General features: G+C 73.3%; 20 protein-coding genes. 12 read left to right on the forward strand and 8 right to left on the reverse strand.

The features are described from left to right. The first annotated feature begins 70 nt into the window (after positions 1-70). The 11 genes from STRCI_RS02615 (at position 71) to hypE (ending at position 10,488) form a co-directional block, all read left to right on the forward strand. Positions 71-547: a hydrogenase maturation protease gene (locus STRCI_RS02615; protein WP_269657159.1), complete on the forward strand. Its 477-nt coding sequence runs from the start codon at positions 71-73 to the stop codon at positions 545-547. Beyond that, a complete protein-coding gene (gene hypF, locus STRCI_RS02620; protein WP_269657160.1) occupies positions 544-2,832 on the forward strand; it encodes a carbamoyltransferase HypF in 2,289 nt (762 codons plus the stop codon). Before STRCI_RS02615 ends, hypF begins: the two co-directional genes overlap by 4 nt. A 6-nt stretch (positions 2,833-2,838) precedes the next feature. After that, on the forward strand, positions 2,839-3,096 hold the full coding sequence (locus STRCI_RS02625; protein WP_015662846.1) for a HypC/HybG/HupF family hydrogenase formation chaperone: 258 nt from the start codon (positions 2,839-2,841) through the stop codon (positions 3,094-3,096). Positions 3,097-3,210: 114 nt separating this feature from the next. Then, a complete protein-coding gene (locus tag STRCI_RS02630; protein ID WP_269657161.1) occupies positions 3,211-4,365 on the forward strand; it encodes a 4Fe-4S dicluster domain-containing protein in 1,155 nt (384 codons plus the stop codon). Between the two features lies 1 nt (position 4,366). Beyond that, positions 4,367-4,831 carry a Crp/Fnr family transcriptional regulator gene (locus STRCI_RS02635; RefSeq protein ID WP_269657162.1) on the forward strand — a complete coding sequence of 155 codons (465 nt, stop codon included), beginning with the start codon at positions 4,367-4,369 and terminating at the stop codon, positions 4,829-4,831. After that, positions 4,828-5,634: an FAD/NAD(P)-binding protein gene (locus STRCI_RS02640; protein WP_269657163.1), complete on the forward strand. Its 807-nt coding sequence runs from the start codon at positions 4,828-4,830 to the stop codon at positions 5,632-5,634. Before STRCI_RS02635 ends, STRCI_RS02640 begins: the two co-directional genes overlap by 4 nt. Further along, positions 5,634-6,386: an NADH-quinone oxidoreductase subunit B family protein gene (locus STRCI_RS02645; RefSeq protein WP_269657164.1), complete on the forward strand. Its 753-nt coding sequence runs from the start codon at positions 5,634-5,636 to the stop codon at positions 6,384-6,386. Before STRCI_RS02640 ends, STRCI_RS02645 begins: the two co-directional genes overlap by 1 nt. Then, complete coding sequence (locus STRCI_RS02650; RefSeq protein ID WP_269657165.1) at positions 6,383-7,744, forward strand: Ni/Fe hydrogenase subunit alpha; 1,362 nt, start codon at positions 6,383-6,385, stop codon at positions 7,742-7,744. The genes STRCI_RS02645 and STRCI_RS02650 overlap by 4 nt, the downstream gene beginning before the upstream one ends. Next, positions 7,737-8,357, forward strand: coding sequence for a CBS domain-containing protein (locus tag STRCI_RS02655; RefSeq protein WP_269657166.1), 621 nt, complete (start codon positions 7,737-7,739; stop codon positions 8,355-8,357). The genes STRCI_RS02650 and STRCI_RS02655 overlap by 8 nt, the downstream gene beginning before the upstream one ends. Beyond that, a complete protein-coding gene (hypD, locus tag STRCI_RS02660) occupies positions 8,354-9,457 on the forward strand; it encodes a hydrogenase formation protein HypD (protein ID WP_269657167.1) in 1,104 nt (367 codons plus the stop codon). Before STRCI_RS02655 ends, hypD begins: the two co-directional genes overlap by 4 nt. Next, complete coding sequence (gene hypE / locus STRCI_RS02665) at positions 9,454-10,488, forward strand: hydrogenase expression/formation protein HypE (RefSeq protein WP_269657168.1); 1,035 nt, start codon at positions 9,454-9,456, stop codon at positions 10,486-10,488. The genes hypD and hypE overlap by 4 nt, the downstream gene beginning before the upstream one ends. Before the next feature lie 5 nt (positions 10,489-10,493). Here the strand turns inward: hypE and STRCI_RS02670 are convergent, their stop codons facing one another. The 4 genes from STRCI_RS02670 to STRCI_RS02685 form a co-directional block, all read right to left on the reverse strand. Further along, positions 10,494-10,991: a flavodoxin domain-containing protein gene (locus tag STRCI_RS02670; protein ID WP_269657169.1), complete on the reverse strand. Its 498-nt coding sequence runs from the start codon at positions 10,989-10,991 to the stop codon at positions 10,494-10,496. A gap of 59 nt (positions 10,992-11,050) precedes the next feature. Next, positions 11,051-11,782: a CBS domain-containing protein gene (locus tag STRCI_RS02675; protein ID WP_269657170.1), complete on the reverse strand. Its 732-nt coding sequence runs from the start codon at positions 11,780-11,782 to the stop codon at positions 11,051-11,053. 12 nt (positions 11,783-11,794) lie between these two features. Next, a complete protein-coding gene (locus tag STRCI_RS02680; RefSeq protein WP_269657171.1) occupies positions 11,795-14,485 on the reverse strand; it encodes a bifunctional acetate--CoA ligase family protein/GNAT family N-acetyltransferase in 2,691 nt (896 codons plus the stop codon). A 117-nt stretch (positions 14,486-14,602) separates the two neighbouring features. Beyond that, positions 14,603-16,984, reverse strand: coding sequence for a phosphoketolase family protein (locus STRCI_RS02685; RefSeq protein ID WP_269657172.1), 2,382 nt, complete (start codon positions 16,982-16,984; stop codon positions 14,603-14,605). A gap of 49 nt (positions 16,985-17,033) precedes the next feature. Here STRCI_RS02685 and ppk2 point away from each other — a divergent pair, with 49 nt between their 5' ends. Next, positions 17,034-17,837 (forward strand): polyphosphate kinase 2, encoded by an 804-nt coding sequence (gene ppk2, locus STRCI_RS02690; RefSeq protein WP_269657173.1) that lies wholly within the window; start codon positions 17,034-17,036, stop codon positions 17,835-17,837. A 5-nt stretch (positions 17,838-17,842) separates the two neighbouring features. On the opposite strand, the gene STRCI_RS02695 is transcribed toward ppk2, so the two are convergent. The 4 genes from STRCI_RS02695 to STRCI_RS02710 all read right to left on the reverse strand — a co-directional run bounded on the left by STRCI_RS02695 (position 17,843) and on the right by STRCI_RS02710 (position 21,451). Continuing rightward, positions 17,843-18,724 (reverse strand): universal stress protein, encoded by an 882-nt coding sequence (locus tag STRCI_RS02695; protein ID WP_269657174.1) that lies wholly within the window; start codon positions 18,722-18,724, stop codon positions 17,843-17,845. Continuing rightward, positions 18,721-19,743 (reverse strand): zinc-dependent alcohol dehydrogenase, encoded by a 1,023-nt coding sequence (locus STRCI_RS02700; protein ID WP_269657175.1) that lies wholly within the window; start codon positions 19,741-19,743, stop codon positions 18,721-18,723. Before STRCI_RS02700 ends, STRCI_RS02695 begins: the two co-directional genes overlap by 4 nt. 30 nt (positions 19,744-19,773) lie before the next feature. Then, positions 19,774-20,679 (reverse strand): universal stress protein, encoded by a 906-nt coding sequence (locus tag STRCI_RS02705; RefSeq protein ID WP_269657176.1) that lies wholly within the window; start codon positions 20,677-20,679, stop codon positions 19,774-19,776. A 139-nt stretch (positions 20,680-20,818) separates the two neighbouring features. Continuing rightward, positions 20,819-21,451, reverse strand: coding sequence for a DoxX family protein (locus tag STRCI_RS02710; RefSeq protein WP_269657177.1), 633 nt, complete (start codon positions 21,449-21,451; stop codon positions 20,819-20,821). Positions 21,452-21,699: the final 248 nt, after the last annotated feature.

The raw sequence follows: 21,699 nt of genomic DNA on the forward strand, positions 1-21,699 counted from the left end.
CGTACCGGCCCCGGGAGCGGGTCCGTTCGGCCCCTGTGGGAGCGGGCGGCCCCGGGTCAGGGTGGATGGCATGAGCGGAGGTGCGCGGATCGCCGTGATCGGCGTCGGGAACGACTTCCGGCGCGACGACGGTGTGGGCTGGGCGGTGATCGCCCGGATGCGGGAGCGGCCACTCACGCCGGACACGGTGCTGGCCACCTGCGACGGTGACCCCGGCCGGCTGATCGGACTGTGGGAGGGTGCCCGACTGGCCGTGGTCGTGGACGCGGCCCACGCACACCCCGGGACCCCGGGCCGGGTGCATCGCCTGGCCCTCGACTCCGGAGTGCTGCCACGGCCCTCGGCGACCAGCTCCCACGGGCTGGGGCTCGGCGAGGCCGTCGAGCTCGCCCGGGTCCTCGGCCTGCTGCCCGAGCGGCTGGTCGTCTACGCCGTGGAAGGCGCCGACAGCGAGTTCGGGACCGGTCTGACGCCCGCCGTGGCCGCGGCCGTGCCCGAGCTGGTGGAGGCCGTCGCGCACGAGATCGCCGCCGAGGAGCGGTCATGAGCACGCGCTACTTCCGGGTGGACGGCATCGTCCAGGGCGTCGGCTTCCGGCCCTTCGTCCACCGCACCGCGTGCGCCCTCGGCCTGGACGGCTGGGTGGCCAACGTCAACGGCCACGTCGAGGGCGAGGTCGCCGGGCCGCCCGCCAGGATCGAGGAGTTCGCCGCCCGGCTGCGCGCCGACGCACCGCCCCTGGCCCGGGTGCGCCACGTCCGCCTCACCGCGGGTTCGGCGCATCCGGCGTACGACAGCGGCTTCGTGGTCCGCCCCAGCACCCCCGGCGCCGCGGACCCGGCCGCGCGCGAGATCCCGCCCGACGCCGCCCTGTGCGAGGCCTGTCTGCGCGAACTGCGCGACCCCCGTGACCGCCGCTACCGCTACCCGTTCATCAACTGCACCGACTGCGGACCGCGCGCCACGATCATCGAGGGCCTCCCCTACGACCGCGGCCGCACCACCATGTGCCGCTTCCCGCTCTGCCGGCGGTGCGCGGCCGAGTACGCCGACCCCGCCGACCGGCGCTTCCACGCCGAACCCGTCGCCTGCCCGGCCTGCGGGCCCCGGCTCGCCTGGGCGGACCTGCGCGGCGAGGAGGCGCTGCGGGCGGCGGTGACGGCGGTCGCCGACGGCGGCATCGTCGCGCTGAAGGGGCTGGGCGGCTACCAGTTGGTGTGCGACGCGGGCGATCCACGGGCCGTGGCGGAGCTGCGCCGCCGCAAGCGGCGACCGACGAAGCCCTTCGCCGTCATGGTCCCCGACCTCGCGGCGGCCACCCGGCCGGCCATGATCGGCACCGCCGAACGCCAGGCCCTGCTCTCCCCCGAGCGCCCGGTGGTCCTGCTCACCCGTCACCGGCGGCACGCGACGTCCGTGCTCGCGCCGGAGGTGCATCCGGGGCTGTCCCGGGTCGGCCTCTTCCTGCCCACCACGGGACTGCATCAGCTCCTCCTCGACAGTCTCGCCCGGCCGCTCGTGGTGACCAGCGGCAACCTCAGCGACGAGCCCATCGCCGTCGACGACACCGAGGCCCGGCGCTCGCTGGGCGGCATCGCGGACGGCTTCCTGACGCACGACCGGCCCATCCGCAACCGCTACGACGACTCCGTGGTGCAGTTCGCCGGGCGCACCCGGATCACGGTCCGCCGGGCCCGGGGTCTGGCCCCCGCCCCGCTGCCGCTCGCCGCCGGTGAGCCGGTCGCCGGGGCCGGGGCACAGCTCAAGCACACCTTCACGCTGGCCGCCGACGGACAGGCCGTGATCGGGCCGCACACCGGCGACCTGTCCGACCAGTCGGCCTACGACGCGTTCCTGGCCTCGTACACGCACCTGAAGCGGCTCAGCGGGATCGAACCGGTGGCCCTGGCCCACGATCTGCACCCCGGCTATCTGTCCACGCAGTGGGCGAAGGAACAGCCGGTGCGCCTGATCCCCGTGCAGCATCACCACGCGCACGTGGCCGCCTGCGCGGCCGAGCACAAAGTGCGGGGCCCTTTCGTGGGCGTCGCCTACGACGGTCTGGGGCTCGGTGACGACGGCACCCTGTGGGGCGGCGAGATCCTCGTCGCCGATCTGACGGGCTACCGCCGCGTGGGCAGGTTCGCGACCGCGCCCCTGCCCGGAGGGGACGCGGCGGTACGCCATCCCTCCCGCACCGCCCTCGGCCAGCTGCTGGGCGGCGAGCCACTGGGCTCCCCGCGCCCCTACCCCTGGCTCGTCCAGCCCTTCCTCGACCGGCTCGACCGGAGCGAGGTCGACACCGTACGCGCCATGGTCGCCCAGAACGTCAACTGCCCGCGAGCCTCCAGCGCCGGACGCCTCTTCGACACGGTGGCCGCGCTGCTCGGCATCGCCGACCGGGTGAGCTACGAGGGTGAGGCGGCCGTCCTGGTGGAGGCGGCGGCGGGCGACACGCACGCCGTACCGCTCGACCGTCGCGTCGTGCGGGCGCGGGGGCTGTGGGTGTACGACTCCGCGCCCACGCTGGCCGATCTGCTGGCGCGCCGGCTGGCCGGGGAGCCGGTGGGACAACTGGCCGCGGCCTTCCATCTGACGCTGGCGATCGTCACGGCGGAGCTGGTCGCGCGGGCCGTGGCCGAGGGCGCGCCACGGACGGTGTGCCTGGGCGGCGGCTGCTTCGTCAACCGGCGGCTGCTGACCGAGGTGCGGCGCCGGCTGCGCGCCCAGGGGCTGCGCGTCCTGGTGGGCGGCCAGGTCCCGGTCGGCGACGGCGGTATCAGCTACGGCCAGGCCGCGGTCGCCGCCGCCCGGCTGGCCGGGGAGAGGTGAGCGCGGATGTGCCTGGGTATCCCGGGGCGGGTCCTGGAGGTCCACGACGACGCGGGGCTGCGGATGGCCACGGTCGATTTCGGCGGCATCCGGCGCGAGGTGTGCCTCGACTGCACGCCGGACGCGGGCGTCGGCTCGTACGTCATCGTGCATGTCGGGTTCGCGATCACCGAGGTCGACGAGGTGGAGGCGCACCGGACGCTGGAGGTGCTCCGGGCGATGGCCGACGCCGTCGAGGGCGAGCTGGGCGAACCGTTGCCCTGAAACTGCGGGAGGTGACCCGGTCGGCCCGTCAAGAGGGCCGGTCAGCCCCTGCCGTCCGGGGGCCGCCGAGCCGGAAGCTGAGAGTGGAGGCGCCCACGCCCGAGGAGGTCTGTCATGACCGTCGCTCAAGGCCCGGCCGTACTCGACCGCGATGGCCTCAACGCCCTGGTCGCGGCGTTGGTGGCGCAGGGGCGGACCGTCGTCGGGCCGACCGTGCGGGACGGCGCGATCGTGCTCGCCGAGCTGGCGTCGGCGGACGAACTCCCCTTCGGCTGGGGCGTCGAACTGGACGCCGGACGCTACCGGCTGGTCCCCCGCGAGGACGGGGCCGCCTTCGCGCACAGCGCGGGCCCGCAGTCCTGGAAGAACTTCCTGCACCCCGCGCGGGAACGGCTGTGGAGCGCCGACCGCACGCCGTCGGGCGGCGTCGACTTCACCCCGGAGGAGCCCAGGACCCCGTCGTACGCCTTCCTCGGGGTCCGGCCCTGTGATCTGCGGGCCATCGCGATCCAGGACCGGGTGCTGAGCGGGGGGCGGTATGAGGACACCGGGTACGCGCGGCGGCGCGGCGGGGCCTTCCTGATCGCCGCCGAGTGCACCGAGCCCGGCGCGACCTGCTTCTGCGTCTCGACCGGTGGCGGACCGGCGGTGGACCCCGGCTACGACCTGGCGCTCACCGAGACGGACGGCCGGTTCCTGGTGCGCGTCGGCAGCGACGAGGGCGCCGCCCTCCTGGCGCAGGTGCCCCACCGTGCCGCGGATCCGGACACCGAGGACGCCGCACGTGCCGCCGTGGACGCGGCCCGCGACCGCATGGGACGCGCCCTGCCCCCGGTCGACGTACGGGCGCTGCTCGGCGCGAGCCTGGCCGCCGACCGCTGGGACGATGTCGCCGCCCGCTGTCTGACCTGCGGGAACTGCACGATGGTCTGTCCGACGTGCTTCTGCACGACCACGGAGGAGGTCACCGACCTCACCGGCGACCACACCGAGCGCTGGCAGCGCTGGGACTCCTGTTTCGACCTGGACTTCTCGTATCTGCACGGCGGCCCGGTGCGGGCCTCGGGGCACAGCCGCTACCGGCAGTGGCTCACCCACAAACTCTCCACCTGGCACGACCAGTTCGACACCTCCGGGTGCGTCGGCTGCGGGCGCTGCGTCGCCTGGTGTCCGGCCGGCATCGACATCACGGAGGAAGTCACCGCGCTGGCGGCCGAAGCCGCCTCGTCCGCCGAAGCCACGTCCACCGACTCCGGAACGGAGACATGAGATGCCTCCCTCGATCGCCCTGCGCATGAACCACGCCCTGCCCGGCGAGCACCGCGACCGGCTGCTCCGGGTCGGCCGCGAGGTGCGCTTCCCGCAGGGCGCCCGGCTGTTCGACGAGGGCGGGACGGCCGACCGCTTCTGGATCGTGCGGGACGGCACCCTCGCCCTCGACCTGCATGTGCCCGGCCGCCGGGCGCCGGTCGTCGAGACCCTCGGCGTCGGCGACCTGGTCGGCTGGTCCTGGCTGTACGAGCCGTACGTCTGGCAGTTCGGCGCCGAGACCGTGACGCCCCTGAGCGCCTACGAGTTCGACGCCGTCGCCGTCCGCCTGATGTGCCTGAACGACGCCGAGTTCGGGCGCACCGTCGAGCACTGGGTCGGCCGCGTGCTGTCCCACCGCCTGCGCGCGGCGCGGACCCGGCTCCTCGATCTGTACGGCCCCTCGGGCACCGGGGGTGCGCCATGACGGACGTACCCGTCCCGTACCGCGTGGTCGCCCGTACGGCGGAGACCGGCGACACGGTGACGCTGCGTCTGGAGCCGGTCGGCGTGCCGCTCGGCGACTTCGCCCCGGGGCAGTTCGCGATGGTGCACTGCTTCGGGCGCGGCGAGATCCCGGTCTCGGTGAGTTCCGTGCAGGCCACCGGCGGTCTCGCGCACACCGTCCGGGCCGTGGGTGCCGTCTCCGCGGGGCTGTGCGAGGCACGGGCCGCCGATGTGCTCGGTGTCCGCGGGCCGTACGGGACCGGCTGGGAGCTGGAACGGGCCCGCGGACGGGACGTGGTCGTGGTCGCGGGCGGCATCGGGCTCGCCCCGCTGCGGCCGCTGATCCTGCGCGCGCTGGCCGAACCGACGGCGTACGGCACGGTCAACGTGCTGATCGGGGCGCGCACTCCCGCCGATCTGATCGCCCGCGAGGAGATCGAGGGCTGGCGGACCGCGTACACCGGTGTGACCGTGGACCGGCCCGACGACACCTGGCGCGGCGACGTCGGTCTGGTCACCGACCTGCTCGACCGGGCGGACTTCAGGCCCGCCGAGACCGTGGCGTTCGTGTGCGGTCCGGAACCAATGATCCGCGCCACCGCCCGCGAACTCGCCGCCCGTGGCCTGCCCGGTGACCGGATCCGCGTCTCGCTGGAACGCAACATGCGCTGCGCGACCGGCCATTGCGGGCACTGCCAGCTCGGGCCGCTGCTGCTGTGCCGGGACGGCCCGGTCGTGGACTGGGAGCGGGCCGAACCCCTGCTGTCGGTGAGGGAGTTGTGATGGCACCCACGCTCGCCGTGTTCAAGCTGGCCTCCTGCGACGGCTGCCAGCTCACCCTGCTGGACTGCGAGGACGAACTCCTCGCGCTCGCGGGCGAGGTGGAGATCGCCCACTTCCTGGAGGCGTCCAGCGCCGTCCGACCCGGCCCCTACGACCTGTCGCTGGTCGAGGGTTCGGTCACCACCGCCGACGACGCCGGACGGATCCGCGCGATCCGGGCCGCCTCCCGCCACCTGGTCACGATCGGGGCCTGTGCGACCGCGGGCGGCATCCAGGCGCTGCGCAACCACGCCGACGTCGACGAGTACCGGCGGGTGGTCTACGCCCGCCCCGAGTACGTCTCGACGCTCGCCACCTCCACCCCCGTATCCGCCCATGTGGACGTCGACTTCGAGCTGCGCGGCTGCCCCGTGGACCGGCGGCAGCTCATCGAGGTGATCACCGCGTTCCTGGCCGGCCGCAAGCCCGATGTGCCGAACCACAGCGTCTGCTTCGAGTGCAAGCGGCGCGGCACGGTCTGCGTCACCGTCGCCCACGGCACCCCCTGCCTCGGCCCCGTGACCCACGCGGGCTGCGGGGCGCTGTGCCCGGCGTACCACCGCGGCTGCTACGGCTGCTTCGGCCCGTCCGGGTCCGTGAACCTGCCCGCGCTGATCCCGCTGCTGCGCCGTGACGGCATGGACGAGGACGCCGTCGAGCGGTTCCTGCACACCTTCAACGCGACCGCTTTCGAGAAGGAGTTGGAACGGTGACGCACCGTGGATCCCGTGTGCTGCACGTCGGCTCGCTGTCCCGGGTCGAGGGCGAGGGAGCGCTGTACCTCGGCGTGCACGACGGCACGGTCACCGAGGCGCGGCTGGACATCTACGAACCGCCGCGGTTCTTCGAGGCGCTGCTGCGCGGGCGCTCGTACACCGAGCCGCCCGACATCACCGCCCGGGTGTGCGGGATCTGCCCGGTGGCCTACCAGATGAGCGCGTGCGCGGCGATCGAGGACGCGTGCGGGGTCGTCGTGGACCCGGTGATCCGGGATCTGCGCAGGCTGCTGTACTGCGGCGAGTGGATCGAGAGCCAGGCTCTGCACATCTATCTGCTGCACGCCCCGGACTTCCTTGGCCGCGCGAGCGCCATCGAGCTGGCCCGCACGCATCGCGCGGAGGTGGAGCGGGGGCTCAGGCTGAAGAAGGCGGGCAACGCACTGATGGAGCTGCTCGGCGGACGGGCCGTGCATCCGGTGAACGTCCGCCTCGGCGGCTTCCACCGGGCCCCGGCCCGCGCCGAACTGCTCGCTCTGGCTGAGGACTTGCGGCAGGCGCTGGACGACGCGTGGGACACCGTGCGCTGGGTGTCCGGCTTCGAGTTCCCGGACGCCCGGGTCGAGGCCGACCTGCTGGCGCTGGCCGAGCCGGACACGTACGCCATCGAGGGCGGCACCCCGACTGTGCTCCGCGCCGACGGGAGCAAGGACTCCTTCCCGGTGCGGGACTTCACCCACCGGGTCACCGAGACGCATGTGCCGCACTCGACCGCGCTGCACTCCCGGCTCGACGGGCGGGTCCATCTCACCGGTTCCCTCGCCCGGTTCGCGATCGGCGGGGCGCGCCTGTCGGAGGTCGCCCGCCAGGCCGCGGTGGCGGCCGGGCTGGGCGACCCGCGGGACGGTGCCGTGTGCCGCAATCCGTTCCGCTCCATCCTGGTGCGGGCCGTGGAGACGGTGTACGCGGTGACCGAGGCGCTGCGGATCATCGAGGCGTACGAGCCGCCCGAGCGCCCGTACACGGAGGTCCCGCCGGTCGCGGGCGTCGGCCATGGCGCCACCGAGGCGCCGCGCGGGGTGCTCTATCACCGCTACGAACTCGCCGCGGACGGGACGGTGCTCAGCGCCGAGCTGGTGCCGCCCACCGCGCAGAACCAGGGCGCGATCGAGGCCGACCTGCGACGGCTCGCCCAGCGGGCGATCAGCGAACACGACCCGGACGACGCCGAGCTGACGGACCTGTGCGAGCGGGCGATCCGCAACCACGATCCGTGCATCTCGTGCTCCACCCATTTCCTCGACCTGACGGTCGTCCGGACCTCGGGCCGCACCACAGGAGGCGGAGATGCCTGAATCGCCTTACAAAGTCAGCGATGTGATGACGCACACCGTCGTCGCCGTCGGCAGCGCGGCGCCCTTCAAGGAGATCGTCGCACTGCTCGACGAGTGGAAGGTCAGCGCCCTGCCGGTGCTGGCCGGTGAGGGGCGGGTCGTCGGAGTGGTCTCCGAGGCGGACCTGCTGCTCAAGGAGGAGTTCCGGGACACCGAGCAGGGCGACCTCGCGGACCGGGTCAAGGCGGGCGCGGTGACCGCGGGCGAGCTGATGAGCACCCCCGCGGTGACCGTGCACGCGGACGCGTCCCTCGCCGAGGCGGCCCGCATCATGGCCCGCCGGCACGTCAAGCGGCTGCCGGTGGTGGACGGGGTCGGCCTGTTGCAGGGCGTGGTCAGCCGCAGCGATCTGCTGAAGGTCTTCCTGCGCTCCGACGAGGAGATCGCCGAGGAGATCCGCGGCAGCGTGCTCGGTCAGCTCCCGTTCACCTCGCCCCTGACGGTCTCGGTGACCGAGGGCGTGGTCACCCTGGGCGGCGCCCTGCCCGACCGTACGCTCGTGCCCGTGCTGACGCGGGCGGTGCGGGCCGTGGAGGGGGTCGTGGACATCCGGCTGGATCTGACGCACCGATGAAGTACCTCGACGAGTACCGCGATCCCGTGCTCGCCCGGCGGCTGCTGGACGAGCTGCGGCGGACCGCCACCCGCCCCTGGCGGATCATGGAGGTGTGCGGCGGCCAGACCCACACCCTGGTCCGGCAGGGCATCGACGAGCTGTTGCCGGCCGGGATGCGGATGATCCACGGGCCGGGCTGCCCGGTGTGCGTGACCCCGCTGGAGACCCTGGACCGGGCCATGGCGGTCGCCGCCCGCCCCGGAGTGATTCTCACCAGCTTCGGCGACATGCTGCGGGTGCCCGGCACGGACACCGATCTGCTGTCGCTGCGGGCGCGCGGCGCCGACGTCCGGGTGGTCTACGCCCCGATGGACGCCGTACGCCTGGCCGTCGCCCACCCCGACCGCGAGGTCGTCTTCCTCGCCGTCGGCTTCGAGACGACCGCCCCCGCGAACGCGACCGCGGTCCTGCACGCGGCCCGGCTCGGCCTCACCAACTTCTCGATGCTGGTCAGCCATGTCCTGGTGCCGCCGGCCATGACGGCGCTGCTGGAGGACCCGGACTGCGAGGTGCAGGCCTTCCTCGCGGCCGGGCATGTGTGCGCGGTGATGGGCTGGCGCGAGTACGAGCCGATCGCGGCCCGCTACCGGGTGCCGATCGTGGTCACCGGATTCGAGCCACTGGACCTGCTGGAGGGCATCCTCATGGCGGTACGGCAGCTGGAGGCGGGCCGGCACGAGGTCGAGAACCAGTACGTGCGGGCCGTGCGCCGCTCGGGGAACACCGAGGCGCAGGACGCGGTCCGTGAGGTGTTCGAGGTGACCGACCGGTCCTGGCGCGGGATCGGGGCGCTGCCCGGCAGCGGCCTCGAACTCGCCGAGAAGTACGAGAAGTTCGACGCGGCCCGCCGCTTCGACGTGGGCGGGCTCAGCCCGGTCGAGGACCCGGAGTGCATCGCGGGCGCGATCCTCACCGGGGCCCGGCTGCCCACCGACTGCCCGGCGTACGGCACCCGCTGCACGCCCCGCCATCCCCTCGGCGCGCCGATGGTGTCGTCCGAGGGCACCTGCGCCGCCTTCCACGCGGCCGGGCGCGTCCCGACGAGGAGCACGCCATGACCATCGACTGCCCCACGCCGTACCACGAGGACGAGGTCGTCCTGCTCGGCCACGGTGCCGGCGGCCGGCTGACCGCGGAGCTGCTCGACCGGCTGGTGCTGCCCGCCCTCGGCGGCGACGGCGGCCCGCTGGAGGACGCCGCGCTGCTGCCGGGGCGTCCGGATCTGGTGATCAGCACCGACAGTTTCGTGGTCAGCCCGCTGTTCTTCCCCGGCGGCGACATCGGTTCGCTGGCCGTGCACGGCACGGTCAACGACCTCGCGATGCGCGGTGCGTGGCCGCTGGCGCTGTCCGTCTCCCTGATCGTGGAGGAGGGGCTGCCGCTGGCCGAACTCCGGGCCGTGATGGAGTCGTTGGGGAAGGCGGCCGAGGAGGCGGGGGTGCCGGTGGTCACCGGGGACACCAAGGTGGTCGGGCGGGGCGCGGCCGACCGGCTGTTCGTGAACACCACGGGCATCGGGCGGCGGCACGAACTCCTGCGCCCCTCCGCCGCGTTGGCCCGCCCCGGGGACGCGGTGCTGCTGTCCGGTCCGATCGGGCTGCACGGCACGACCGTGCTCAGCACCCGCGAGGGCCTCGGCTTCGAGGCCGACATCGCCTCGGACTCCCGGCCCCTGCACCGGCTGGTGCAGGCCCTGACTCGGCTCGGCGAGGCCGTGCACGTGCTGCGCGACCCCACCCGGGGCGGACTGGCGGCGGCCCTCAACGAGATCGCCCGCGACTCCTCGGTGGCCGTCGAGATCGAGGAGAGCGGGGTGCCCGTGCCGCAGGCGGTCGCCTCCGCCTGCGACCTGCTCGGGCTGGACCCGCTGGTCGTCGCCAACGAGGGCTGTCTGGTCGCCTTCGTCGCGCCGGAGGCGACCGAGGAGGCGCTGGCGGCCCTGCGGTCACGTCCCGAGGGCGAGGCCGCCGTACGGATCGGCGCGGTGCTGCCGCAGGGTCCGCAGGGCCGGGTGACCCTGCGGACCCTGGTCGGCGCCCGCCGCATCGTGGAGATGCCGCTGGGCGAGCAACTGCCCCGTATCTGCTGACCGGTTCAGCCCCGGTCGAGTTCGTGGGCGACGCCCGCCGCCCACTCCTCGATCCGGCCGAAGTCGCGGAAGTCGCCGCCCTTGCCGTTGCGGACGATCATCTTCGCGATACGGCCCTTGGCTCCCTCTCGGAGGCATCCGCCGAAGGTGACGTGGGCGCGGGCGTCCAGGCGGGTCATGGCTCGGCGGAGCCCGGGGACGGGCGGGATGTCCCGATCGGAGGCGGAGGGGTCGAGCGGTCCGCTGCTGAACAGCCACAGCGGGCGGTCGGCCAGGGCCGTGCGGTGGCGGCGCAGGAAGCGGCGGGCGTCCTTGTGCCAGCGTCCCGCGTACAGTCCGCCGCCGACGACGACGGCGTCGTAGTCCGTCACCCGGGCCACGCTCGTGGCGGGCAGCGCCTCCGCGGTGCAGCCCTCCTTGCGCAGGACCGCGGCCACGGTCTCGGCGATCTCGGCGGTCGATCCGTTGGTCGTCCCGTAGGCGACCAGCACGTTGGCGGTCATGGCGGGCACCTCTTCTCGGTTCCCTGTTCTCGGTTCCCTACAGCCTGCTTCTCGGTTCCTTACAGCCTGCGCAGCCAGTCGTCGGCGACGCCGTGCAGGGCCTGCTCGTCGGGCTGGAGCCGGGAGTCGTCCAGCCGGTGGGTGAGCCGGTCGACGACGGCGACCACGCCGTCCGTCTGACGGGTCATCGAGACGGCGATCTCCGTCTCGCTCTTGCGTTCCAACTGCCCGGAGAGCGTGACCACGCCCTCGGTGACCGCGACGTCCACGGCGCGCGGGGTGAGCCACAGGGTCCGCACCAGCACCTCGTCGATGACCTCGGCGCGGATTTCCCCGTCCGGCCGCAGAAAGACCTTCAGCAGGTCGCGGCGGGTGACGATGCCGACGAGCCGGTTCTCCTCGTCGAGGACGGGCAGCCGCTCCACACGGTGCTGGGCCATGGTCCGGGCGGCCTCGACGATGGTGTCGTCGGCGTGCACGGTGATCGGCGGTTCGGTCATCAGCCCGCCGGCGGTGCGGGCCCTGGCCTTGGCGGCCCGGGACCGGCCCTGCCGGGTCAGGCCCGCGAACCACGGACGCTTCCGCGGCTCGTAGGGGTCGGGCGTCTCGGCCTGCCGGACGAGCAGGTCGGTCTCGGAGATGACGCCGATGACCTGTTCGTCCTGGTCCACCACCGGCAGTCCGCTGATGCGGTGCTCACCGAGCAGCCGGGCCACTTCCTTGAACGGCGTGCCGTACTCGGCGCGGACGACCTCCGTGGTCATGACGGAGCCGACCTTGTTGTGCCTCATGGCTTTCCCTCCCTAGCGGAGCCTGCGCAGATAGGGGTCCTGGAGCCTGCGGGGCAGCAGGCGCACGCGCGCGTCGAGGACGGAGACTCCGCCCGGCGTCGCGAGAACGGGGTTGAAGTCGGCCTCGGCGAGCTGCGGCAGATCGCTCGCCATCCGGGACAGCCGCAGCAGCAGCCGCTCCAGGCCGGCGAGGTCGACGGGTCCGCCGCCCTGCGCGCCGAACAGCAGCGGGGCGCAGCGCGGGGCCGTGATCAGGTCGTGCACGTCGTGGTCGGTGAGCGGGGCCAGCCGGGCGGCGTGGTCGGCGAGCACCTCGGTGGCGGTGCCGCCGAGTCCGAACAGGACCAGGGGCCCGAAGACCTCGTCCTGGACGACTCCGGCGAACAGTTCGGTGCCGCGCGCGGCGAGCGGCTGCACGACCACACCGGTCAGCAGTCCGGCGAACCGGGTCTCCAGATCACGGAAGGCGGCGCGCACCTGGTGGTCGCCCCGGAGGTCGAGGTGGACGGCGCGCTGGGCGCTCTTGTGCAGCAGACCCGGCCAGTGCCCCTTCATGACGACCCGGCCGTCGGCGCCGCGCAGCCGGTCGGCGGCGAGGACTGCCTCGTCCTCGGTCTCGGCCCAGGCCCAGGGCAGTTGGGGGATGCCGTAGCAGTCGAGCAGTGCGGCGCACACCCGGGGGTCGAGCCAGCCGCCGTCCGGGTGGGCGTCGAGGTAGGTGTCGACCACGGCCTGGGCCCGCGCGGTGTCGATGCCGTCGAGATCGGGGACGGTTCCGGCGGGCCGGGCCAGCCAGGCCGCGCGGTGGGCGGCGTGGGCCAGGGCGCGGGCCGCCGCCTGGGGTTCGGCGTAGGCCGGTACGGTGCCGCCACCCTCGGTGGGCAACAGCTCGACGGGCAGGCCCTGTTCGAGGCGTACCGCGACGACCGGCTTCGGGCGGGTCCCGGCGCGGGTCAGGGCCCGCACCAGGTCGTCGCCGGTCGCCACGGCGACCGCGGTCGGCACCAGGGCCACCAGGACGGCGTCGACGCCGCCGTACCGCACGATCCGGTCCACGCACGCCGTGAGCTGCTCCTCCGAGACGGCGGCGGTCGCGTCGACGGGGTTGCCGACGGCGGCGCCCTCGGGGAGTACGGCGAGCAGGTCGTCGACGAGTTCGGGGGTCGGCGCGGGGAGGACGAGACCGGCCTCGGCGCAGGCGTCGGCTGCGAGGACACCGGCTCCGCCCGCGTTGGTGACGATGGCGACGCGGGGTCCGGCGGGGAGCGGCTGGGAGTGCATCAGGGCGGCGGCTTCGAGGAGTTCGCCGCACGAGTGCGTGGCGGTGATGCCGGCCTGGGTGAACAGCGCGCCGCGGGTCATGGTGCGGGTGGCGGCGGCCGCGGTGTGCGAGGCGGCGGCCCGGCGGCCCGCGTCGGTGCGCCCGGCGTCGACGGTGAGCACCGGCATGCGACGGGTGACGCGGCGGGCGGTGCGGGAGAAGGCGCGCGGGTTGCCGAAGGACTCCAGGTGCAGCAGGGCCAGTTCGGTACGGCCGTCGCTCTCCCACCACTGGAGCAGGTCGTTGCCGCTGACGTCGTACTTGTCGCCGAGGGAGGCGAAGGAGGAGACGCCGATGCCGAGCCGGGACAGTCCGTCGAGCAGGGCGATGCCGACGCCGCCGGACTGGACGGCGACGCCGGCGGTGCCAGGGTGCGGGTGGCCTGCGGCGAAGGTGGCGTCGAGACTCAGGGCGGGGTCGGTGTTGCTGAGGCCGAGGCAGTTCGGGCCGACCAGGCGCATGCCGTGGCTGCGGCAGGCGGTGAGCAGGGCCGCCGCCTGGTCCGGGCCGAGCCCGGCGGTGACGACCAGCAGGGCGCGGACACCTGCCTTGCCGCATTCCTCGGCGGTGTCCGGGACCGCGGCGGCGGGCACCGCGAGGACCGCGAGGTCGGGGGTGACGGGCAGGGCGCTGACGGAGGAGTGGGACGGCACGCCGAGGATCGCGTGCGCGGCGGGGTTCACCGCGAACAGGCGGCCGGTGTAGCCGCCCGCGCGCAGCTGGCGCAGGATCGCCCGGCCGACGGAGCCCGGCTTGCGTCCGGCACCGACGACGGCGACGGTGCGGGGCCGCAGCAACGGCTGAAGGCTCGCGACGTCGGCGGCGCGGCCGCGTTCCTCCACGGCCGACAGGTAGCTGTCGCTCTGGTCGAGGGCGATGGTGCAGCGCACCTCGGGGCCCTCGAACCGGCGCGCGGTGCGCAGGCCGAGGTCGGCGAAGAGCCGCAGCACGTCCCGGTTCTCGCTGAGGGCGTCCGCGGTGAAGGTGGTGATGCCCTCGGCACGGGCCGCCGAGACCAGGTGCTCGATGAGAAGGGTGCCGACGCCGCGGTGGTGCAGTCCGTCGGCGACCGCGATGGAGATCTCGGCGGAGCTTCCGGAGCCGCCGGAGTCGTACTCGGCGAGCCCGATCAGACGCCCCGCCGTCTCGGCCATCAGCGTCTGATGGCCGGGACGGCCCGGTCCGCAGGCCCGATCGGCGGCCAGGCCCGCGGAGCGACGGCTTGCGACGAAGAACCGCAGACGCAGGTTCTCGGGGGACATCTCCTCGTACAGGCCGAGCACCTGCTCGCGGTCGGACCGCCGCACGGGGCGGATGCACACCGTGGTGCCGTCCGCGAGCAGTGCGTGGACCGTGGGCCGGCTGAGCGCGTCGTCCGTCATCACGGATCTCCTTCGCGTCTTCTCGTCACTTCGAGGATCCAGCGAAACGGACGACGCCCCCAGGGGCTGTCCGGGCGTAGCGGGTGGGCCGGTCGGCCCTGCCTGGAAGGCCGGTTCTCAGACGGTCCAGCTCCACTCCGCGATCTCCGGCATGTCCGTCCCGTGCTCCCGGATCCACGCGTGATGCCGAGTACGGGCGTCGGCCATCTCCTGCCGCACCGCCGCGGCCCGCACCGCGAGCCCCGGAACGCGGTCGATGACGTCCATGACCAGCCGGTACCGGTCGAGGTCGTTGCGGACGACCATGTCGAACGGGGTGGTCGTGGTGCCGGACTCCTTGTAGCCGCGCACATGCAGGTTCCGGTGCCCGTTGCGCCGGTAGGCGAGCCGGTGGATCAGCCACGGATAGCCGTGGTACGCGAAGATCACCGGCTTGTCGGCGGTGAACAGGCCGTCGTACTCGAAGTCCGTCATGCCGTGCGGGTGTTCCTCGCGCGGCATCAGCCGGGCGATGTCGACGACGTTGACCACGCGGACGGCGAGATGAGGAAGGTGCCGGCGGAGCAACTGCGCGGCCGCCAGCACCTCCTGGGTCGGGACGTCACCGGCGCAGCCGAGCACGGCGTCCGGTTCGCCGCCGTTCTCGCTGCCCGCCCAGTCCCAGATCCCGGCGCCGCGGGCGCAGTGGGCGCGGGCGGCGTCCATGGACAGCCAGTCGAAGCAGGGCTGCTTCCCGGCCACGATCACATTGACGTAGTCCCGGCTGCGCAGCGCGTGATCGGCCACCGACAGCAGGGTGTTGGCGTCCGGCGGGAGATAGACCCGGACGACCTCGGGGCTCTTGTTCATGACGTGGTCGACGAAGCCGGGGTCCTGGTGGGAGAAGCCGTTGTGGTCCTGGCGCCACACATGCGAGGTGAGCAGGTAGTTGAGGGAGGCGATGGGGGCCCGCCACGGCAACTCCCTCGATGTCTTCAGCCACTTGATGTGCTGGTTGACCATGGAGTCGACGATGTGCACGAACGCCTCGTAGCAGGAGAACAGTCCGTGCCGGCCGGTGAGGAGATAGCCCTCCAGCCAGCCCTGGCAGGTGTGTTCGGAGAGGATCTCCAGGACCCGGCCGTGCCGGTCGAGGTGTTCGTCGACGGGCAGGACCTCGGCCTGCCACGCCTTGCCGCTGCCGTCGAAGACGGCCTGGAGCCGGTTGGAGGCTGTCTCGTCGGGGCCGACGACCCGGAAGTCCCTGCGTTCCTGGGTGTCCTTCATGACCTGGGCGAGCAGGTCACCGAGGACCCGGGTCGGTTCGTGCAGGGAGGTGCCGGGCTTGTCGACGGGTACGGCGAACCGGTCGAGGGAGTCGATCGGCAACTCACGTACGAGGAGGCCGCCGTTGGCGCGCGGGGTGGAGCCGAGGCGCCGGACGCCCTCCGGCAGACAGTCGAGAACGTCCGGAACCGGCCGCCCGTCGGCGTCGAACAGCTCCTCGGGCCGGTACGAGCGCAGCCACCGCTCCAGTTGCCGCAGGTGCTCCGGGTTCTCCCGGACCCCGGCGAGCGGGACCTGGTGGGCCCGCCAGGTGCCCTCGACGGGCACGCCGTCGACTTCGGCGGGGCCGGTCCAGCCCTTGGGGGTGCGCAGCACGATGACGGGCCAGGGCGAGCGCTCGGTCGCGCCCTCCTCCCGGGCGCCGCGCTGGATCCCGGCGATGCGGTCCAGGGCGGTGTCGAACGCCTCGGCCATGGCGCGGTGCACCTTGGCCGGGTCGTCGCCGGAGACATGCAGCGGCTCATGACCGTAGCCGCGCAGGAGTTCGTCGAGTTCGGCCTCGGGCAGCCGGGCGAGCACGGTCGGGTTGGCGATCTTGTAGCCGTTGAGGTGCAGGATCGGCAGGACGGCGCCGTCGTGGACCGGGTCGAGGAACTTGTTGGAGTGCCAGGAGGCGGCCAGCGGACCGGTCTCCGCCTCGCCGTCGCCGACCACGCAGGCGACGACGAGGCCGGGGTTGTCGAAGGCGGCGCCGTAGGCGTGCGAGAGCGCGTAGCCCAGCTCGCCGCCCTCATGGATGGAGCCGGGCGTCTCGGGCGCCACATGGGAAGGCACCCCGCCGGGGAAGGAGAACTGCCGGAACAGCCGCCCCATGCCGTCCCCGTCCCGGGAAACGTCCGGATACGTCTCGCTGTAGCTGCCCTCCAGCCAGGAGTTGGCGACCACCGACGGCCCGCCGTGCCCGGGGCCCCACACGCACAGCGCGTCCAGGCCGCGGGCCTTGATCACCCGGTTGAGGTGGGTGTACACGAGGTTGAGGCCGGGCGAGGTGCCCCAGTGGCCGAGCAACCTCGGCTTGATGTGTTCGGCCCGCAGCGGCTCACGCAGCAGCGGGTTGGCGAGGAGATAGATCTGTCCGGCGGCCAGGTAGTTGGCCGCGCGCCAGTGGGCGTCCAGGGTGCGCAGCTCGTCGTCGGTCAGTACGGTGCTGTTCTGGTGTTCGACCTTGGACATGGAAAGGCTCCTGAGTCATCGACAGGGTCGACGGGCGGTGGGAGACGGCATGGCCGGCAACAAGGCGGAGAAGCTGCCGCGCAAGACGTACGAGAGTGAACTGCTGCGCCTTCAGACGGAGCTGGTGCGGTTGCAGGAGTGGGTGCGCGCCGAGGGCGCCCGTCTCGTCGTCATCTTCGAGGGGCGGGACGCGGCGGGCAAGGGCGGCACCATCAAACGGGTCACCGAGCACCTCAACCCGCGCGTGGCACGGATCGCGGCCCTGCCCAAGCCGACCGAGCGGGAGCGCAGCCAGTGGTACTTCCAGCGGTACGTGGAGCATCTGCCGGCCGCCGGGGAGATCGTGCTGTTCGACCGCAGCTGGTACAACCGGGCCGGTGTGGAGCATGTGATGGGCTTCTGCACCAAGGCCGAGTACCAGCTCTTCCTGCGCCAATGCCCCCTGTTCGAGCGGATGCTCGTGGAGGACGGGATCCTGTTGCGCAAGTACTGGTTCTCGGTCAGCGACGCCGAGCAGCAGGACCGCTTCCGGCGCCGCCTGGAGGATCCGGTGCGGCGCTGGAAGCTGTCGCCGATGGACCTGGAGTCGATCACCCGCTGGGAGAGCTACTCCAGGGCGAAGGACGAGATGCTGGTCCACACCGACATCACCGAGGCGCCCTGGTATGTCGTGGAGAGCGACGACAAGCGCCGGGCCCGGCTGAACATGATCGCCCACCTGCTGGGCTCGGTGCCGTACCAGGACGTGCCCCCGCCGGTCCTGGAACTCCCGGACCGTCCGGCGCCGACCGGGTACGAACGCCCGCCGCGTGATCTGCAGAACTACGTCCCGGACCACGCGGCGAGCCTGTAACCCGCTCACTCCGGCTGGGGTACGACGGCGATCGGGCAGGCGGAGTGGTGCAGCGCCGCGTGTGCGACCCGGCCGAGCTGGAGCCCGAAGCGCCCCTCCCGTCGCCTGACCCCGACGACCAGCAGATCGGCGTGGTGCGAGGCGTCCACCAGCACCCGGCGGGCGTGGCCCTCGACGGTGCGGCGGATCAGTTCCAGGTCGGGCGGGGCGTCGCGCAGGGCCTCGTCGAGCGCCTTCTCGGCGTGCTCCTCGTGCAGCCGGGCGGGCGCGTCGGCCGGCAGGGGGTGGTCGGTGCTCTCGTGCGCGGGGCACCGCCAGGCTCGTACGGCCTCCAGCGGAACCCCGCGGCGCAGGGCCTCGGCGTAGGCGAAGCGCACGGCCGGCGACGGCTCGGCGTGCTCCCCCACCCCGACGACGACCCGGCCGCGCACCGGAGGGGTGGCCTGGTTGTCGTGGCTGCCGCGCAGCACGATCACCGGGCAGTCGGCGTGCGCGGCCACCGCGAGACTGACCGAGCCGAGCAGCAGTTCGGCGATGCCGCCGCGGCCGCGGGTGCCGACGACCAGCGCGGCGGCCTCGCGACCCGCGTGCACCAGCGCGTACTCAGGCTCCTCGAACACCACGGTGGCGGTCACCTTCAGGTGGGGCTGCCGGGCGTGGGCACGTCGGGTGGCGGCGCTGACGACGTCGTGCGGTGTGGGCTGCTCGCCGGGTCTGCCGAGCTCCGCGGCGAGGGCGGCGCCCTCGTAGCGCTCCCACAGGCAGGCGTAGACCAGCCGCAGCGGGATGCCGCGCAGGACGGCCTCGTCGGCGGCCCAGTCCACCGCGCGCAGGCTCGGTTCGGAGCCGTCGACGCCCACGACCAGGGGGCGGTCCACGGCGCTCACCGTCCCGCACCGAGGTCGAAGACGATCCGGGCGGGGACCTGGCCGCGCAGGACCTCGTCGATGGAGTCGTTGACGGAGTCCAGCGGGCGGGTCTCGCGGATGACCTTGGTGCGTCCGGCCGCGTGGAGCTGGAAGACCTCGGCGAGGTCCTGCCGGGTGCCGACGATGGAGCCGATCACCGAGGTGCCGTTCAGGACGGTGTCGAAGATCGGGACCTGGATGGTCCCGTGCGCCGGCAGCGCGACCATGACGAGCTTTCCGCCGCGCCGCAGCCCGGAGTTGACGGCGGCGAAGGCGTCCTCGTTGACGGCGAGGGCGATGGCCGCGTGGGCGCCGCCGTACCGCTTGAGGACCTCTCCCACGTCGTGCTTGCGGGCGTCGATGACGAGGTCCGCGCCCAGCTCAGCGGCGAGTTCCAGCTTCTCGTCGGTGACGTCGACGGCCGCCACGGTCGCCCCGGCGATCTTCGCGTACTGCACGGCCAGATGGCCGAGCCCGCCGACGCCGGAGACCGCCACGAGCTGGGCGGGCCGCACGTCGGCGACCTTCAGGGCCTTGTACGTGGTGACTCCGGCGCAGGTCAGCGGGGCGGCGTCGAAGGGGTCGACGCCCTGCGGGACGGGCTGGGCGAAGTCGGCCCAGGCGAGCATCTTCTCGGCGTAGCCGCCGTCACAGCCGTAGCCGGTGTTGATCTGCTGCTCGCACAGCGTCTCCCAGCCGGACAGGCAGTGCTCGCAGCGGCCGCAGGCCCGGCCGAGCCACGGCACGGCGACCCGCTGGCCCACGGTCAGGTGGGTGACGCCGTCGCCGAGCTGCTCGACGAGGCCGACGCCCTCGTGGCCGGGCACGAACGGCGGGTTCGGCTTGACGGGCCAGTCGCCGTGGGCGGCGTGGATGTCGGTGTGGCACAGCCCGGACGCCTCGACCCTGATCCGGACCTGTCCGGGGCCCGGCTCGGGGTCGGGGCGCTCCTCGATGACGAGGGGCTCGCCGAAGGCTCGTACGACCGCTGCCTTCATGGTTGCTGCTCCTAGGGCCTTGGGGGTGGGTCAGTCGTGGGCGACGACTGCGACGGGGGCGGTGGAGTGGTGCAGGACGGCGTGGGCGACCGGGCCGATGTGGGCGCCGAACGGGCTGCGCCGGACCCGGCGGCCGATCACGACCAGGGATGCCTCCTGCGCCGCGTCGACCAGACGCACGCCGGGGCTGCCGGACGGAACCTGCTCCGTGACCTCCACGGCGGGGTACTTCTCCCGCCAGGGGCGCAGCGCCCGGGCGAGTTCGACGGCGTGCTGCCCGGCGATCTCGTCGTGCAGTTCCGCGTCGGCGGTGAGGCCGTAGACGTAGTACGGCGGAAGGTTCCAGCCGTAGAGAACACGCAGGCCGGTGCCTCGCCGCGCGGCCGCCTCGAAGGCGAACTCGAGTACGGCGTCGTCCGGGTGGGCGGCGTCGAGGCCGAGGAGGACGGGCCGGTAGGGCGTGGCGGCGGACGGGATGCCCGCCGGGTCGGCCACGTGCTCGTCGGCGGCCTGTTCACCGGCGCGGACCAGCACGACGGGGCGCGCGGTGTGGGCGACGACGGAGAGCCCGACGGAGCCGACCATGAACCCTCCGATGCCGCTCATTCCGCGGGACCCGAGGACGATCAGCTCCGCGTCCTCGGCGGCCTTGGTGAGGGCCTCGGCGGGGGTGCCGTGGAGCTGTGCCGTGGTCACCTCGACACCCGGGTGACGCAGGCGCAGTCCCTCCGCGGTCTCGCGCGGGATCCGCTCACTCCAGTGCTGGTGCGTCTCCGTACCGAGCAGCGGGGCCTGGGCGAGGTGGGCCGGCACCGGTTCCCAGACCTGGACGATCTTCAGCGGCAGGCCGAGCAGCTTCGCCTCGCGTGCCGCCCATTCCGCGGCGGCCCGGCTCTCGGGCGATCCGTCGAGACCTGCGACAACAGTGCGGACCATGGTGATGCCTCCTGATCGGTGGATCTGTTTCAAGCCTCGGCCGGAAAGGTGCGGGCGGGCAGGGGCCGCAGGTCCCCGGCCGGGACCGACCGGCCTACACGACGGGCCCCGGGGCGGGGGCCCGCCGTGCTCGCCGGGGTCACCGCAGCCAGGGGTTGCGGCTGACGAAGGGGAGCTTGGCCCACATCTTCCCGAGCCCCCAGACGGCGCCCGCGCCGGTCGCCGCGAGGGCGATCAGGACGACGGCGTAGATCAGGTGGTAGTCGACGAAGGGGTTCGTCGACATGCTGGGCGAGCCGTCCGAGAGGTGCTTGGCCGGCGGCCATTCGGCGATCCACATCAGCGCCATCATGGCGGTGCCGGCGACGGCGGCCAGGCGCAGACCGATGCCCGCGATCAGCGCGACGCCGATGCCGAGCAGACCGAGCATGAACAGCCAGTCCGCCCAGGCGTCCCCGGCCCAGTCGTGGAAGGTGGACTCCATGGGCCCGACGGCCACGTGGCCGAGGAAGCCCTCGGTCGGCGATCCGCCGTCGATCCAGCCGTTGCCGGACTGGGTGGCGTAGCCGAACCCGAACGTCTTGTCGAGGAAGGCCCACAGGAAGACGAACCCGGTCAGCAGCCGGAGGGAGGCCAGCGCGTAGGCGGCCACTCCGGTGACGGTGACGGCGGTGTCCTGTGCGGTGTCCGCGGTGGGGGACGCCGTACGGTTCCTGCGGAGCGCGGGCAGATGGAACCCGTGGGTCCGGTGAGGGTGCTCGTGCACGGCCATGATCTGGTCCCTTCAATGCGGATTCGTTGTGCTGACGAAGCAACTGTCGTGCCACTGCCAACTCCGCCGCCCGGTGCCGAAGGTCGGCCGCCGGAGGGCTGAACGGCCCCTAAGAAAGGCCCTGTTGGACCGCGTCGGCCGGGCCGCGGTGACGCACGGGACCTTCCCGGCACGCCCAGTGCCGAAGGGCTTCACGGCGGGGCCGAGTGGCCCATGGTTCGCGGCTCCCCGCCCGCACACGCTGGAGG

It is taken from the genome of Streptomyces cinnabarinus (assembly GCF_027270315.1).
GTDB classification, from domain to species: Bacteria; Actinomycetota; Actinomycetes; order Streptomycetales; family Streptomycetaceae; genus Streptomyces; species Streptomyces cinnabarinus.